Origin of the sequence: Pseudoxanthomonas sp. CCNWLW251 (assembly GCF_037402255.1) — a bacterium.
GTDB lineage: Bacteria > Pseudomonadota > Gammaproteobacteria > Xanthomonadales > Xanthomonadaceae > Pseudoxanthomonas_A.
The window spans coordinates 214,652-230,235 of sequence record NZ_JBBEGA010000005.1 but is presented as its reverse complement, the minus strand read 5'-3'; the positions used below and the strand labels follow the sequence as shown (position 1 = coordinate 230,235).

The following is a 15,584-nucleotide window of genomic DNA, read 5'->3' as shown; positions in this document are numbered from 1 at the left end:
CGGCGTGCCGGATGCACCGCACGACGTACCTCCGTCGCCTCGCCCGGTCTTCGTCCATGCTTCAGAATCGACGCTTCACAGGAATGTCCCGGGAGGACCTCATGACTGATCTCTATCCGGTCAAGCCGGAATTCGCCGCCAGCGCGCGCATCACGCGCGAGCAGTACCAGCGCGACTACCAGGCATCCATCGACGATCCCGAGGCCTTCTGGGGCAAGGCGGCCGAACGCCTCGACTGGTTCACCAAGCCGACCCGGATCAAGGACGTCAGCTACGCCCTGGACGATTTCCACATCCGCTGGTTCGCCGACGGCGAACTCAACGCCAGCGTCAACTGCCTGGACCGCCAGCTGGCCGAGCGCGGCGACAAGGTCGCGCTGCTGTTCGAGCCCGACGGTCCCGACACGCCGTCCTACGGCGTCACCTATCGCGAGCTGTACGAGCGCACCTGCAAGCTGGCCAACGCCCTGCGTGCGCTGGGCGTGCAGAAGGGCGACCGCATCACCATCTACCTGCCGATGATCCCGGACGCCGCCGTCGCCATGCTGGCCTGCGCGCGCATCGGCGCCATCCACTCGGTGGTGTTCGGCGGCTTCGCGCCCAATTCCATCGCCGACCGCGTGGCCGACTGCGGCAGCAAGCTGATCATCACCGCCGACGAAGGCTTGCGTGGCGGCAAGAAGGTGCCGTTGAAGGCGAACGTGGATGCCGCGCTGAAGCTGCCCGGCACCAACTCCGTCGAGACCGTCCTGGTCGTGCGCCACACCGGTGGCGCCGTCGACATGCAGATGCCGCGTGACCGCTGGTTCGATGCCGTCGTCGACGCGCAGCCGGCCGAATGCGAGCCGGAGCGCATGAACGCCGAAGACCCGCTCTTCATCCTCTATACCTCCGGCTCCACCGGCAAGCCGAAGGGCGTGCTGCACACCACCGGCGGCTACCTGCTGTACGCGGCGTATACGCACGAAGCCGTGTTCGACCTGCGCGAGGATGACATCTACTGGTGCACGGCCGACGTGGGCTGGGTCACCGGCCACAGCTACATCGTCTACGGCCCGCTGGCCAACGGCGCCACCGCGGTGATGTTCGAAGGCGTGCCCAACTACCCCAACGTGTCGCGCTTCTGGGACGTCATCGACAAGCACAAGGTCACCATCTTCTACACGGCCCCCACCGCGATCCGCGCGCTGATGCGCGAGGGCGAGGCACCGGTGAAGAAGACCTCGCGTGCCTCGCTGCGCCTGCTGGGCAGCGTGGGCGAGCCGATCAATCCGGAAGCCTGGCGCTGGTACTACGAGACCGTCGGCGATTCGCGTTGCCCCATCGTCGACACGTGGTGGCAGACCGAAACCGGCGGCATCCTCATCACGCCGCTGGCCGGCGCCATCGACCTCAAGCCCGGCTCGGCCACGCTGCCGTTCTTCGGCGTGCGGCCGGCGCTGGTGGATGCGAATGGCGAGCAGCTGGAAGGCGCCACCGAAGGCAATCTGGTGCTGCTGGATTCCTGGCCGGGCCAGATGCGCACCGTGTACGGCGACCACCAGCGCTTCATCGACACGTATTTCCGCACCTATCCAGGCACCTACTTCACCGGCGACGGCTGCCGCCGCGATGCCGATGGCTACTACTGGATCACCGGCCGCGTCGATGACGTCATCAACGTGTCCGGCCACCGCATCGGCACCGCCGAGGTGGAAAGCGCGCTGGTCGCGCACCCGAAGGTGGCCGAAGCGGCGGTGGTCGGTTTTCCGCACGACATCAAGGGCCAGGGCATCTACGCCTACGTCACCCTCAAAGCCGGCGAAGCGCAGAGCGACGAACTGCTGAAGGAACTGGTGGCCTGGGTGCGCAAGGAGATCGGCCCCATCGCCACGCCGGACCACCTGCAGTGGGCGCCGGGCCTGCCGAAGACGCGTTCGGGCAAGATCATGCGCCGCATCCTGCGCAAGATCGCCGAGAACGCGCCGGAGCAGCTGGGCGACACCTCGACGCTGGCCGACCCGTCGGTGGTGGAATCGCTGGTAGCCGAACGCAAGGTCAAGTAGGCACGACCGGCCCGTCGCGGGGAGGCGGCGGGCCAGCAGCTGCGGGCATGTGACGCCCGCCGCTGTGCAGCACGCACCCCACGGATTACCCTTCCCCCACGATGGACCGCACCGCCATGCCCACCCTGCTGATCGCCGACGACCACCCGCTGTTCCGCGAAGCGCTGCGTGGCGCCGTGCAGCGCGTGATGCCGGGCGTGAAGCTGCATGAAGCCGACAGCGTCGATGCGCTCTACGTGCTCGTCGACGCGCACCCGGATGCCGACCTGCTGCTGATGGACCTCAACATGCCAGGCGCGCACGGCTTCAATGCGCTGGTGCACCTGCGCGCGCTGCATCCGCAGCTGCCCGTGGTCATCGTGTCGGCACGCGAGGAGCCCGCGGTGATGCGGCGCGCGCTGGACCACGGCGCGCTCGGCTTCATTCCGAAGTCCGCCGATTCGGACACCATCGGCCAGGCCATCGGTGCCGTGCTCGATGGCGAGCGCTGGGTGCCGGACGAGGCGCACAACGCACCGGCCACCAGTCGGGACGAACAGGAAACCGCGCAGCGCCTGCGCGACCTCACCCCGCAACAGTTCAAGGTGCTGCAGATGCTCGGCGCCGGCCGCCTCAACAAGCAGATCGCCTACGACCTGGGCGTGTCCGAAGCCACCATCAAGGCGCACGTCACCGCCATCCTGCGCAAGCTGCACGTCACCAACCGCACCCAGGCCGTGCTCGCGGCCGGTCGCTTGGCGGTGGACCCGGACGGCATCGTGTTGCCGCCGGAAGAAGCGGAGTAGGGCGCACGACGCGTGCGCGCGAGTTATTGGCGAGGCGCCACCGACACGCCGAGCAGGCGCATCGCCGGTCCCGTGAGCAGCGCACCGATGATCGCGCATGGCGTGCCCCACATCAGTACCGCCACGTAGATCATCGACGCACCGCCACCCTGGTACGGCCGTACGCAATCGGTGTAGTACGCCAACACCAGCCACGGTGCGAACAACAGGCACGCCCCCACCGCCCGCAGCGGATTGGCCGTCAGCAGCGAGACCAGCGCGGGCAGCAACGGCACCAGCACGAACATGCCCACCACCTGTACGAACGTCGGCAACGTGTGCCTGTAACAGCCAACGCTGTTGAACGCCTGCAGCGCAATGACCAGTGCGATGGCGGTCATGCCGGTGGTCAGGGCCTGCCTGCGGGAAATCAGCATGGAGTGCACCGGTTTGCGAGGGCGCGCCGAAGATACCGTGAAGCGCTAGCGAAAGCATGCGCAGGCGCCCTCCGATCGGATGCGCGGTCAGATCCTCGCGGATCGCGCGGAAACGGAGCCGACAAGTGCGGCGCAGACGGCCACCAATAGTCCGGTGAAGACGAACGGAGGACGCCATTGCGCATACGTCAAGGCGCTCAGCACCGCCGCCAGGAACAACAGGCAGGTCGCTAGGCGTGGACTAACCATGAGGACGAGACTTCCGGTCGCCAGCAGCCCGCTGGCTGACGCCCATGCCATGGCGGTCAGTACGCTGATTCCGCCGTCACGGAGTTGGCTGAGGGTCGTGGGGGCATAGAGTGCCACCACCAGCGTCTGGAAAGCCGCGAGGGAAAGCACGATGGCGATCCATCGGCGCGGTACGCGTGTGGATCCGGGGGCGGCGGACGATGCAGGCGCCTGATACGGGTTGTCTGGCGTCATCGTGCCTGGCCCCTTGGTGCGGTGGATCAAGCCTATCGTAGATGCCGGGCGTCTGGCATGCGTGCCTGGCCGGGTGAGAACCGCAGTTCGCCGCAAGGCCGGTCGATGGCCCAATTCACGTATCGCTAGTGTGCTGACACGGAGAGGGACCTTGACGAGCTTTGATTCCAACCAGCCCGTACGGCTTGGCATTGTCGGGTGCGGGGCGATCACGCGCGAGGCGCATCTGCCCGTGATCATCGGGGACCGTCGGGTCGAGGTGACCGTGCTTTGCGACCGCGACCGCGGCAACGCCACGCATGCGGCGCGCGCCAGCGGTGTCGAGGCGGAGATCACTACCGAGCTCGCCGGGCTTGCCGGCAAGGTCGACGCCGCCATCGTGGCCGTCCCGCCGCGCTTCCACGCACCCGTCGCGATCCAGCTGATGGAAATGGGGATCGACGTCCTGTGCGAGAAGCCGCTGGCGATCACGGTCGCCGACGGCCGGAAAATGGTGGAGGCGGCGCGCAGGACCGAGCGGGTGCTAGCCGTCGCCCTCATGATGCGGTTCTTCCCGCACAACCGGTGGCTCGCGGACCTGGTGGAGGAAGGGGAGATCGGTGAAGTCCGCGAGGTGATCGTCGAAGATGGCGCGCCGCTCGATTGGCCGATGGCGAGCAACAGCTACTTCGATCGCAACGCGACCGGCGGGGGCGTACTGTTCGATACCGGCGTGCACCTGCTCGACCGGGTGCTCTGGCTCTTCGGCGACCTTACCGGGATCGCTTACGAGGACGATGCATTCGGTGGCTTCGAAAGCAACGCGAAGCTGACCGGCGTCCTGCAGATCGGCGGACGACCGGTGCCCGCGCGGCTGGAATTCAGCTGGTCGCACCGCCTGCGCCGCAGCATCCGGGTAGTGGGCGAGCGCGGCACGCTCGAGGCTTCGACCTCGGATCCCCGCACCCTGACCCTCCACCGGACCACGCGGCGTGGTCCGATGGAGATGCAGATCCTGTGCGCCAAGCGATGGGACGGGCGCAGCCACTACCGCGCGCAGCTCGATGACTTCGTCGGTGCGGTCCGCGAGCGGCGCGCACCGTTCGTGACCGGGGAGTCGGCGCTGCACGCGCTCGCCGTCATCGAGACGGCGTATGCGAGGCGCACATCCATGGCGCAACCCTGGCTGGCACGCATGGAGTCCTCGGCATGATGCCCACCAAGATCCTCGTCACCGGCGCCACCGGGTTCATCGGTTCGCGCCTGTGCGAACTCCTGTCGCTCGAGTACCGGCTCCCGTACCGTGCGCTGGTCCGCGACTTCTCGCGCGCCGTGCGGATCGCCCGGCTGGATACCGAGCTGGTCGCGGGCGACATGCTCGACGCCGCCAGCCTTGCGCGGGCGGTGGAAGGATGCGACGCCGTCGTCAACCTTGCCCACGGCGACGACGAGAGCGCCAGGACGCAGGCCACGCAGCTGATCGAGGCCTGCACGCGTGCCGGTGTCCGTCGTTTCGTCCACATCAGCTCGATGGCCGTGCATGGCCCGTCGCCGAAGCTGGACGTGCTCACCGAGGCCACCGCGCCCATCCAGCGATGGAACGAGGCCTACTCCGATGCCAAAGCGGCGTCCGAGGCCGTGGTGGTGGCAGCCGGTAAGCGGGGCGCGCTGGAGACCGTCGTGCTCCGTCCCACCATCGTCTACGGGCCCTACAGCTTCTTCGTCACGCCGATCGTCCAGGATGCGCGCGCGGGCCGGATCAGCCTGATCGATGGCGGCCGGGGCATCTGCAACGCGGTGTACGTCGACGATGTCTGCGAGGCGATCATGGCGGCGCTCGAGCGCGACGACGCGGTCGGCGCGGCGTTCCTGATCAACGGTGATGCCCGCATGACCTGGGGGGACTTCATCACCACGTTCGCCGGCATGGTCGAGGGAGAGAAGACCCTCCATGACTACTCGCTCGATGAGATCGCCCGCTACTGGCAGGCGAAGCGTCCGCGTGCGCGCGACAGCGTCACCGCCGCGATCCGCCTCGCCGCCTCGCCGGCCTTCCACGCCCAGCTCGGCACCATCCCGCCCGTCGGCAAGCTGATCCGCGGCACCAAGGAAATGGTCGCCCGCCGGATCACCGCCGAGCAGAAGATGATGATCAAGTCCCGGCTGCAGCGCCGCAGCACCGCAACACCGGCCGACGATGTACCGGCACTGCGGATGCCCAGCGAGGGTCGCGTCGTGCGCGAAGCGTACCGGTCATGGGTATCGAATGATCTGGCCAGGACCCGGCTCGGTTGGACGCCCACCCACTCGTTCGAACTCGGCGCCCGGCGCACGGGCGAGTGGATGCGCTTCGCGCGGATCGTTTGATCTGGAGATAGCCGGGCTTCCGGCTACTGCAGTGATGGTGGGTATCGACTTCCTGTTCGACGCTGGATTCACTGCTGCGTGCAATGAGACCTGCTGTGGAGCAAGGGCCGAACCATAGTAAAACTCCATCTGGCCGGCGCGGTTGGCGTGCTGGGAGCGCGGCTTACCGATGAGCGCAGCTGAGGCGCCAGGATCAATGCCGAAGGCTACGCTTCCAACTTGAGTGAAGGGACAGGTTTTTACGGCGCCCGACACCTGAATCAAACCGCGCCGCGAAGCGGCGTCGGCTTGAATGAATTGTTAGGCCGCTCGCACGAGTGCTGCGGTTACCTTGCGAACTATAGGCAGTACCAACAGCAATACCGGAAAGGCGATCAGCCACGAGACACCCCAGGCCGCAAGCCATTTGGACGCGAATTGAGGCGACATGCCAATGCTTTTGAACGTGCTGACCAAGGACACGATGCAGGTCATTAGGATAGACAGCAGCAGAGGCATGACCAGCGAGCCGTAGCGCGCGGGGAGTTTGGGAATGCCAAAGAGGACGGTGGATTTGTTTGAAGCGTTCATGAGTGATCTCCTGGATCCGGTCAAGCAAAGGCGCCTTTTACCCGTGAACGGGTAAACAGCCCCGGCAATGCCGGAGATGATGGGCGCGTTGGTTGACGTGAACGCTTACGGCCGACCGCGAGAACCGCGATGGCGGAGGAAATGTTAGGAGTGGCGGCGCGTCTTGGCAAGAGCGGCCTAACACCAGAATTAAGCCGGCCCGCGAAGCGGGTCCGGCTTGAATGAATTGTTAGGTGCCATGGCCGAGATCACTGAGCGGAGATCCTCCACGGCACGTTGTCGAATCTTGGGGGACTTGATATGGCCAGGCAACCGGCTGAGCCAGTGACTGCTGGGGCCGTGCCCGCCACCGCGAATAGCGGACAGGCGGCGCGATGTCGGAAGGGGCTTGCGCCCAAGGACATCGACACACTCGGCAAGCTGTGCAGCGGAGGAGAAGCGGAAAACAAAACCCTGTGACTCCACGCAAAGCACGGTGTAGCCGTTGCGATCCTCGGCTCTAGGGGCCGGCGGGCTGTATGACTCAGACGCACGCCATGCGGCACCGCCCAGCTCTAAGTGAACCCAGTAGGCCATCGGCTCATCGCGCCAGTCCTGGGTGTGTTCGATCCAGTTGCGGGCAACCTTTCCCATGGCACTTAACGCCTGAATCAAGCCAATCCGCGAAGCGGGTTCGGCTTGAATGAATTGTTAGGCTCCGGCCACATAAGCACCTGGTGGCATTTTTCGGTCAATGAGGAGCTCGGTGAAGTAATCAGGGTCTGCCATCGCGTCCCAGGGGCTGAACCCATGATAGGCCTCCATGAACTGGCGGATGATACCGGAGCCCTGAATCGAGACGCCGACCCAATGGACATCACGGAAGCCCTCCCACGTTAGATGATCGGCTGAAACCATCACAGGGCGATTGCCTAGAATCGGCCAATAGCGTCGTTGAAGCAGGTCTGGGGTCGAAAGCACTACGGAACTAGGCTGGCCCAATGGTGGTACCGGGTGGGACGGACGATGTGTATGATCAAACAAGGCGCATCCAACAGCTCCGAGATCCTCGACCCAAGCAACAACCTGTCCGAGAGCTTGATCGCCGTCGGGCAGCGGGATGGCAAAGACATCGCCAATTTCAGGTTTGAGCAGTCTTCTCCCCAAGGGGCCTAACACCTGAATTAAGCCGACACGCGAAGCGGCGTCGGCTTGAATGAATTGTTAGCACTCACTCCGCAAACTTGATCTGAGTGGCGCTGTCTACTTGCACATGAGTTTGATAGTAGTACTTTCCAGTCGGTTTGCCATCAGTCACGAAGTCTATGCGGTTACGCTTTGCAACACCGAGAACGACAAGCCTGCGATTCTTGAGATCTTGGAACTTGACGCCAAGGCGTTGCTCAAGCTTTGGAACCACTGAAGTTGGCATGCGGATAGTGAGGTTCCGTTGATCACGATAGTCTTTCTCAGAGTTCAGGAAAGATCGCTCCGGATAGGAGTCAAGTGCTTTGACGGTGATGATGAACTCACCGCGCACGCCGTTTCTTGGGTCATCGTTTGCCGCGCGAATTGCGTCGATAGGCTCGATCCAGCCTTTTGAGTTGGTCGGAACGGTTGAGCAGGCGCAGATAAGAAGCGCAGCGGCAATGACGACCAAAGAACGCATGAAACCTCCAGTGAGTGCTAACGCCTGAATCAAGCCGACCCGCGAAGCGGGTTCGGCTTGAATGAATTGTTAGCCCTCAAGCAAGCGCTGCCTAAGCTGGTGGATGATCTCTTGAGTGATCTCGTAGTTGATTGATGGATTAGCCAAGCAAAATAGCAGGTCATCCAGGAGTTCCTTCTTCTCTGACGCGAATCCTACATCTTCGCGCTGTTCAAGATTCTCGGCCCATTCCTCAAGCTGGTCGGCGGTAAGTCGGTCAGACAAGAAGCGGTCCATAACACTAACGAAGTGCTCTGCCGTAAGTATGAGCAGCGGCTCATCAGACCAATCCCAGCCCATGGATCGAAGCTCATCGATGAGTGGGGCGGATGGCTCTTCAAAGCGGGCGAGCCTGGAAAGGATTGCAGCGCGAGTATCCATTGAGGGCTAACGCCAGAATTAAGCCGGCCCGCGAAGCGGGTTCGGCTTGAATGAATTGTTAGGGCCCTCTACGTGATAGCTGGCATGAGACTCGATCCACACGCCGCGAGTAGAGGGATCTTGTAATGACGCGGGAGGCGAGGTGAACAGCTCAAGGTGCACGGTCTCTCGGTTGGCCCAGCGAGCGCCAACGTAACGGAGGCGTAGAACCAAGTGCGATCCTGTGACTCCGTTAGAGGTGACCGGCTCATCTAGCCGGATGAGCGCAGCAGATTGACCGTTCTCGCCTTGGATGAAACCGACGCACTCCCCGAAGTGGGCGATCCGGCCATTGAGCCATTTCGGCTCCATGTCGTAGCCGCCATCTAACCGAACCCGATTACCGGCACGAAGCCGGTGGCCTAACAGGTTGGCTAAGAAGGAAAGTGCCATGAAGGCCCTAACGCCTGAATTAAGCCGACCCGCACTGGACCGGCACCGAAGCCGATAGTACCTAGAACCAACCGAAGTTAGCTAACCTGATGCGGGTTCGGCTTGAATGAATTGTTAGGCGTCACGTCATTGTTACGAAGACACCTATCGGAACAACAACAACTCCCAGCCAGAACGCCACCTTTGAAAAGCTCCTCTCATTTGAGGAACTGCCTCTAGGGCTATAGGACTCTCGGCCAGAAATCGTTGTAATGAAGGCGAGAACGGTCCACCACCACAATGATGGGGGCAGGCCGAGATCTTTTGCAGAGAACGCAATAATGCAGGCTCCAGCCAGAAGCAGCCATGCTGTGATTGTCCAAGTGCCCCGCGAGAGTTTCATGTGACGCCTAACACCTGAGTTAAGCCGACCCGCGAAGCGGGTTCGGCTTGAATGAATTGTTAGGCCTCATTGGGATGAATCCTGTTTGGTGCGCGGTGAGCCGGGACATAAAATAAAAAACTCGATCAACGCAGCTGCGGGAACTATTGAAGCAATTCCCGTAAGCCAGGCGTTGCGCCCTTGAGGCTTTGCTGCTTGCGACAAGAACCATGCTGCCGGAAGGTTGACAGTCCAGACAAAGACTATGGCAAGAGGCGCTAAGTTGAACTGGTACAGCAGCAATGCGAGGAATGCACTGCCGAAGACAACCACCAGCAGGGTGTAGCCCGCCCTGCGGAGGTTTGTATCCAGTTGTGCAAGCTCTTTGAACATGAGGCCTAACGCCAGAATTAAGCCGACCCGCGAAGCGGGTTCGGCTTGAATGAATTGTTAGGTGCCATGGCAGAGATCACTGAACGGAGATCCTCCACGGCACGTTGTCGAATCTTGGGGGACTTGATATGGCCAGGCAACCGACTAAGCCAGTGACTATTGGGGCCGTGCCCGCCGCCACGAATGGCGGATAGACGGCGCGATGTCGGGAGGGGCTTGCGCCCAAGGACATCTACACACTCCGCAAGCTGCGCCGCGGAAGAGAAGCGGAAGACAAAACCCTGCGACTCGACGCAAAGCACGGGATAGCCGCTGCGACCCTCGGCCCTGGGAGCCGGCGGGCTGTATGACTCGGACGCGCGCCATGCGGCACCGTCAAGCTCCAAGTGAACCCAATAGGCCATCGGCTCGTTCCGCCAGTCCTGCGTGTGTTCGATCCAGTTGCGGGCAACCTTCCCCATGGCACCTAACACCGGAATTAAGCCGACCCGCGAAGCGGGTTCGGCTTGAATGAATTGTTAGGCGGCAACCGGCCACCTGGACGGCCTACCGGCACGAATGTAATCAAGGTACTCAGACTGGGCAACCCCGACGTTGACCCATCTGGCTGGATCAGCGGCGAGATGCCCGCTTGCATAAATGATGGCGGCCTGTGGGTCCTGAAACGTAGCCACAGGTCCGTCAGGACCGTCTGGCTCGAGCCATGGGAAAGCATAGAGATCCAGATAGTCCTCGCTGCCTATGTCCTCGACGTCGTAGACCCAAACCTCGATCAACCCATCCGAAGGACGCAACTCAACATGACGAAGACAGTCTGGCTCTGCAGGCGCTTGGCCAAGAAATTGCTCGACAGAACTGCCGCGACGAAGTGAGTCTTGCACATCAGTGGTGAGTAGATGTCGCATTGCCGCCTAACACCAGAATTAAGCCGAGCCGCGAAGCGGCTTCGGCTTGAATGAATTGTTAGGCTGCGACGGCGATGCAGCTACCAGACGAACCTCTCCTGGGTATGCATGATCAGCCAGGTAGACGACCCACTCTTGGCCGGTTGATAAGTCGCGGAAGAGTGAATTGTAGTGAGGTGACCCCGCATCCCAATCCAGCACCTCCTCGACGAGGCCGGATTGAACTTGAGCCATCGACCAACGACGCAGCGCCTCTACCTCGGCGGGTGCTTTCGTATTGTGGATTTGCACGAGCTTTCCCCTAGCAGCCTAACACCTGAATTAAGCCGAGCCGCGAAGCGGCTTCGGCTTGAATGAATTGTTAGGCGGCAGCTCGTAGGCCACAACCTCGACGCCTCCTGCCAACAATTGCTGATGCAACTCCAAGTAGCGGTCTGGCTCGACTTGCGTGAGCGGAGCTACTTGAAGTGCGTAGTCTTGCGTTGGGTTTTCACGAATGTCGTGCTCGGGTTGAGGAGGGCCAAGCAGGACGATCTCCAGATCCGAGGTCGCCCCAACGAACGACGGATATTCCTCAAAGCGCCCAGACATTTCAGGCTCCAGCCGCGTGGCCAATGCCGCGCCGATGCGCTCAGCCGTTTCAGCTAGCGAGATGCTCGGCTTGATTATGAAGACGCTGCCAGTTGCCATGATGTATCTCTGCCGCCTAACACCGGAATTAAGCCGACCCGCGAAGCGGGTTCGGCTTGAATGAATTGTTAGACCGCATCCCGCTGCCTGACCTTGTCCGCAATCCACCAGCACAAGCCGGCAGCAAGGAGAAGGGAAAAGTACAGCGTGATCGATGAAGGAAGGTCACCAATCTTTGCGCCGACACTTGAGGATCCAGTCGAGGCAATCTCATAAACCCGATCGTAAGAGTTGTTGATCTGACGCAAGCTATAGAAGAGCAAGCCGGCCCCAAGAACGTTGAGTGTCAGAGCAAGAGGCTTTGCCAGAGAACTTTTCATGCGGTCTAACACCAGAATTAAGCCGACCCGCGAAGCGGGTTCGGCTTGAATGAATTGTTAGGCCACGCTACCGCCACGGCCGAAGATGCCTAGTGCCAGAAACTAGCATGAACAGCCCCGCTAGCCCGAAAGCGGTTATGCAAAATCCCGCAACCGAGCCGGTGCAATTCACCCCTCTCATCTCGAATGAGGGAAATCCGGAAGAAAGCCATGCAAGTGCACGAGATCCCCAATAGAGCACGAACAGGGCCCCGCATAAAAGCATGATCCATTGCTTGGTGCGATCAATCTCTGACATGCGAGGCCTAACGCCGGAATTAAGCCGCGCCGCGAAGCGGCGTCGGCTTGAATGAACTGTTAGGCACTACGAGTACTCCTCGGTCCCCGGAGGTAGTGCATTACCCAGAAGATGCCGATAGAGAACCCCATTGCCATACACAATCGCGAAGTGATCTGAAATTGCAAGCTGAATGAGAAGGCGCAACTTGCCAATCAGTGAAAGAGCCCTAGCCCTAAAGAGCAAGGGCTCTATCCGAATGACGGGAGCGCCATGTGGTGGGTGGCACGTGCCAAGAAATTCTCTCCACGCGATTGGGCGAGCCGAGATCTCGCGCTCTAAAGATCTTAGGCGCTCAAGAGCCTCTGGCAAATCACCGTCTTTCAACACAATCAGCACATTGATCGAGTGAATGTCTATTCCCGCGTCTCTCTGAGCATAGTCCTCAAATATCGGTGTTATGAGATCGAAATAGCCCATGGTTGGGAAATCTGACGTGTCGAATCTCCAGCGCTCGTGAGGTGCGAGTGGCCACGGATTCTCTTGATTTCGATTTGCCAGACCGATCGCATGATGCATGGTGTAGTGCCTAACGCCTGAATTAAGCCGACCCGCGAAGCGGGTTCGGCTTGAATGAATTGTTAGGCCTTGAGTGCGCCATATGTCATTCCCGAAAGCACGAGGACGAGGAAGATCGTTACCGCAACGTAGAGTAGCCGAAAGCAATGGTCACCGAGGGCGTTGAGGTGAGTGTCGCCGATCTCTCTATAGGTCCGCTGGGTGACAAATCTAGTAACCGGAGCAGAAACGGACGGCTCCGCAAGTGAATCTGGCGCGATCCTGCGCCAAGTGTCTGGGTGCCTCTGCTGAAGATAGCGGTTAAGACGGTTGGAGCTATAGATGGACGCCGCGAAAACAGGCAGGATCGCAATTGCGGAAAGAAAGAATACGGCTGCGATGAATTTTTCCATCAAGGCCTAACGCCTGAATTAAGCCGACCCGCGAAGCGGGTTCGGCTTGAATGAATTGTTAGAGCCCATGCCGGTGTCCATGCCCGTTGCTCGAGTCCTGCATATCTGCTGATGACGCAGGGCGAGCCTTGCGGTAAATGCGGGAAACGCAAAATAGAGCCCACCCTGTCAGGGCAAAAACTAGAGACATCACGTATCCGAGCACGGACTCATTAACTTGGTCAGGAGGAATGGTTGCGTCGGCGTGCAGTGCAGCTACCAGGAATAGAACAGCGACCAACCATGAGACTACAGCTAGAAGCAGCGTCACGAATCTGACGATGGCTGCGGACTTGATCATGGGCTCTAACACCTGAATTAAGCCGACCCGCGAAGCGGGTTCGGCTTGAATGAATTGTTAGGTGCCATGGCAGAGATCACTGAGCGGAGATCCTCCACGGCACGTTGTCGAATCTTGGGGGACTTGATATGGCCAGGCAACCGACTAAGCCAGTGACTATTGGGGCCGTGCCCGCCGCCACGAATGGCGGATAGACGGCGCGATGTCGGGAGGGGCTTGCGCCCAAGGACATCTACACACTCCGCAAGCTGTTCCGCGGAAGAGAAGCGGAAGACAAAACCCTGCGACTCGACGCAAAGCACGGGATAGCCGCTGCGACCCTCGGCCCTGGGAGCCGGCGGGCTGTATGACTCGGACGCGCGCCATGTGGCACCGTCAAGCTCCAAGTGAACCCAGTAGGCCATCGGCTCGTTCCGCCAGTCCTGCGTGTGTTCGATCCAGTTGCGGGCAACCTTCCCCATGGCACCTAACACCGGAATTAAGCCGACCCGCGAAGCGGGTTCGGCTTGAATGAATTGTTAGGTGCTCAGCCCGGAGACCAACACCTGCTTATGCTCGCGGCAAATGTACTCTCCGTGGCCATTGTGCGGATCATCCAGCAGTCGAAACTCAACGCCGACCGGTACCGGATGCTGGGCGGCACGGCGAAGAAGCCATACGGTACCTCCGCCTAGTCCCCAAGAAGCATTCGCCTCGTTGATGCGATTACCGCGTGCTAACTCAGCCTCAAGTAGAGAGCGTAGCTCTGGGCAAAGCTGCTCGACAACTGCCGGATCGATGAGATTGATCATGAGCACCTAACGCCTGAATTAAGCCGACCCGCAATGGATCGGTTCCGAAGCCGATGATACCCAGAACCCAACGAAGCTAGCCAACCTGATGCGGGTTCGGCTTGAATGAATTGTTAGGCGCGCTGCAGCACATGGTTGGTGCCCGGCTTGCCTTTGAAAGAGGTGGTAAGCGTAATGTTGTCCCTGTCACGGGCAAGCACCAGACCCATTGGCAGGTCCAAAGCCTCGAACGAGATCTCAGTTTGGGAGCGAAGCTGCCCGGTCAAGTGAACCACGTTGGGTAGGCCGAGTTGGACAAAAAGCTCAACTGAGTTGCCGGAAGCGCCAACAACTCCAGCGATTTGCACTTTATCTCCCAAGCGGAACTCAATTATCTGGCCGTATCCGACACGCGTAATTAAAAGCGAAGCTAGCCCATCGGACGAGCTATACGTTCCGATCAAATTCTGCATGAACTCGAGAGCTGGGATACGAGTAATCATTTCGAGCGCCTAACGCCTGAATTAAGCCGACCCGCGAAGCGGGTTCGGCTTGAATGAATTGTTAGGCCCGAACCGGCGCCTGTAGTTGCGGGCGAACCAGAGTCCAAGCAGCCCGAATATGAGATGCATCCAGGCCTGGCGCGTTACGTAGTTGTGCCACGTGACCTCGAATTGGGTTTTGAGTGCGAGATACAGAAAAACGGCAAGTGGGCCACTAAGGAGGCCGCTAAGGTACGCAATCCAATCACTGCGGAGCTTTGACAGCACAGCTTGAATCGGCGCGCAGACCAGCAAGAGAAAGAAGGCAGTAAGAGTCAGGGCAATCGCCCAAGCGTAGTGATCGTCACTAGCCCAGAACCAACCTATGTGCCACCAGCCGATGCATAGCCACGCAAGGAAGCCAGCCGTGCCGAGGAGGATGATCTGCTTTATGTAGAACGCGATGATCTTCATCGAGGGCCTAACGCCTGAATTAAGCCGACCCGCGAAGCGGGTTCGGCTTGAATGAATTGTTAGGCCCCGTCCCCGTGATGGGCGGCCCAGGCCTGCTCTGCCTCCTGAACTACGGTGCCAGCACACCCGGCCATGCCTTTCTCCCAGCACGCGCCAATGCTAATGCCAAGATACTTCGATGATTTGTCCGTAAAGACAACTACATACTGAAAGTTTGTCTGGCCACGAACATCCTGCCAATAGATGTTGGTTGGGATTGTAAGAACCAACCCCGCGTTGTTGTTGGATGTAGGCGTGGCCAAAGATTCAGAGTTTGATAGCGCGTCGGTAACTGCCTGCGCAAATCTAGAGGTGAGCCCGTCATCACCCGTCACCCAGAACTCGGTTGGAACCTGTCCGTCAGTTTCTTTAGCGTGCGCGAGCGCAGAAGATGCTGAGAGAAGCAGAGCTAATGCG

General features: G+C 60.6%; 17 protein-coding genes. 5 read left to right on the top strand and 12 right to left on the bottom strand.

Annotated elements, in window-relative coordinates; translation table 11 throughout:
- Positions 1-101 precede the first annotated feature (101 nt).
- Positions 102-2,045 carry an acetate--CoA ligase gene (gene acs, locus WBN46_RS17630; protein ID WP_337732708.1) on the top strand — a complete coding sequence of 648 codons (1,944 nt, stop codon included), beginning with the start codon at positions 102-104 and terminating at the stop codon, positions 2,043-2,045.
- Between the two features lie 116 nt (positions 2,046-2,161).
- Entirely contained in the window at positions 2,162-2,830 is a 669-nt protein-coding gene (locus WBN46_RS17625) for a response regulator transcription factor (protein ID WP_192203304.1), read from the top strand.
- A 23-nt stretch (positions 2,831-2,853) separates the two neighbouring features.
- Here WBN46_RS17625 and WBN46_RS17620 read toward each other — a convergent pair whose 3' ends face one another.
- Positions 2,854-3,246: a Na+:solute symporter gene (locus tag WBN46_RS17620; protein WP_337732707.1), complete on the bottom strand. Its 393-nt coding sequence runs from the start codon at positions 3,244-3,246 to the stop codon at positions 2,854-2,856.
- Between the two features lie 87 nt (positions 3,247-3,333).
- The gene (locus WBN46_RS17615) at positions 3,334-3,729 is read right to left on the bottom strand and encodes a hypothetical protein (protein ID WP_337732706.1); all 396 of its coding nucleotides are present in this window, start codon (positions 3,727-3,729) and stop codon (positions 3,334-3,336) included.
- Between the two features lie 130 nt (positions 3,730-3,859).
- Between WBN46_RS17615 and WBN46_RS17610 the strand changes: the two genes are divergently transcribed.
- Both WBN46_RS17610 and WBN46_RS17605 read left to right on the top strand, forming a co-directional pair.
- Complete coding sequence (locus tag WBN46_RS17610; RefSeq protein ID WP_337732705.1) at positions 3,860-4,921, top strand: Gfo/Idh/MocA family oxidoreductase; 1,062 nt, start codon at positions 3,860-3,862, stop codon at positions 4,919-4,921.
- Positions 4,918-6,075 (top strand): NAD-dependent epimerase/dehydratase family protein, encoded by a 1,158-nt coding sequence (locus tag WBN46_RS17605; RefSeq protein WP_337732704.1) that lies wholly within the window; start codon positions 4,918-4,920, stop codon positions 6,073-6,075. Before WBN46_RS17610 ends, WBN46_RS17605 begins: the two co-directional genes overlap by 4 nt.
- Before the next feature lie 300 nt (positions 6,076-6,375).
- Here the strand turns inward: WBN46_RS17605 and WBN46_RS17600 are convergent, their stop codons facing one another.
- Entirely contained in the window at positions 6,376-6,645 is a 270-nt protein-coding gene (locus WBN46_RS17600; protein ID WP_337732703.1) for a DUF2798 domain-containing protein, read from the bottom strand.
- 1,011 nt (positions 6,646-7,656) lie between these two features.
- Here WBN46_RS17600 and WBN46_RS17595 point away from each other — a divergent pair.
- Complete coding sequence (locus WBN46_RS17595) at positions 7,657-7,800, top strand: hypothetical protein (protein ID WP_337732702.1); 144 nt, start codon at positions 7,657-7,659, stop codon at positions 7,798-7,800.
- A gap of 55 nt (positions 7,801-7,855) precedes the next feature.
- Here WBN46_RS17595 and WBN46_RS17590 read toward each other — a convergent pair whose 3' ends face one another.
- From WBN46_RS17590 to WBN46_RS17550, 9 genes are all read right to left on the bottom strand, one after another.
- On the bottom strand, positions 7,856-8,293 hold the full coding sequence (locus WBN46_RS17590) for a hypothetical protein (RefSeq protein WP_337732701.1): 438 nt from the start codon (positions 8,291-8,293) through the stop codon (positions 7,856-7,858).
- A 69-nt stretch (positions 8,294-8,362) separates the two neighbouring features.
- The gene (locus WBN46_RS17585) at positions 8,363-8,713 is read right to left on the bottom strand and encodes a hypothetical protein (RefSeq protein WP_337732700.1); all 351 of its coding nucleotides are present in this window, start codon (positions 8,711-8,713) and stop codon (positions 8,363-8,365) included.
- A gap of 880 nt (positions 8,714-9,593) precedes the next feature.
- Entirely contained in the window at positions 9,594-9,899 is a 306-nt protein-coding gene (locus WBN46_RS17580; protein ID WP_337732699.1) for a hypothetical protein, read from the bottom strand.
- 1,226 nt (positions 9,900-11,125) lie between these two features.
- Positions 11,126-11,494, bottom strand: a complete 369-nt coding sequence (locus WBN46_RS17575; RefSeq protein ID WP_337732698.1) for a hypothetical protein — start codon at positions 11,492-11,494, stop codon at positions 11,126-11,128.
- A 68-nt stretch (positions 11,495-11,562) separates the two neighbouring features.
- Positions 11,563-11,814 carry a hypothetical protein gene (locus WBN46_RS17570; RefSeq protein WP_337732697.1) on the bottom strand — a complete coding sequence of 84 codons (252 nt, stop codon included), beginning with the start codon at positions 11,812-11,814 and terminating at the stop codon, positions 11,563-11,565.
- A 918-nt stretch (positions 11,815-12,732) separates the two neighbouring features.
- On the bottom strand, positions 12,733-13,062 hold the full coding sequence (locus tag WBN46_RS17565; RefSeq protein WP_337732696.1) for a hypothetical protein: 330 nt from the start codon (positions 13,060-13,062) through the stop codon (positions 12,733-12,735).
- 858 nt (positions 13,063-13,920) lie between these two features.
- Positions 13,921-14,193, bottom strand: coding sequence for a hypothetical protein (locus WBN46_RS17560; protein ID WP_337732695.1), 273 nt, complete (start codon positions 14,191-14,193; stop codon positions 13,921-13,923).
- 113 nt (positions 14,194-14,306) lie between these two features.
- A complete protein-coding gene (locus WBN46_RS17555; RefSeq protein ID WP_337732694.1) occupies positions 14,307-14,675 on the bottom strand; it encodes a hypothetical protein in 369 nt (122 codons plus the stop codon).
- A gap of 21 nt (positions 14,676-14,696) precedes the next feature.
- Positions 14,697-15,128, bottom strand: a complete 432-nt coding sequence (locus WBN46_RS17550; RefSeq protein WP_337732693.1) for a hypothetical protein — start codon at positions 15,126-15,128, stop codon at positions 14,697-14,699.
- Positions 15,129-15,584 lie beyond the last annotated feature (456 nt).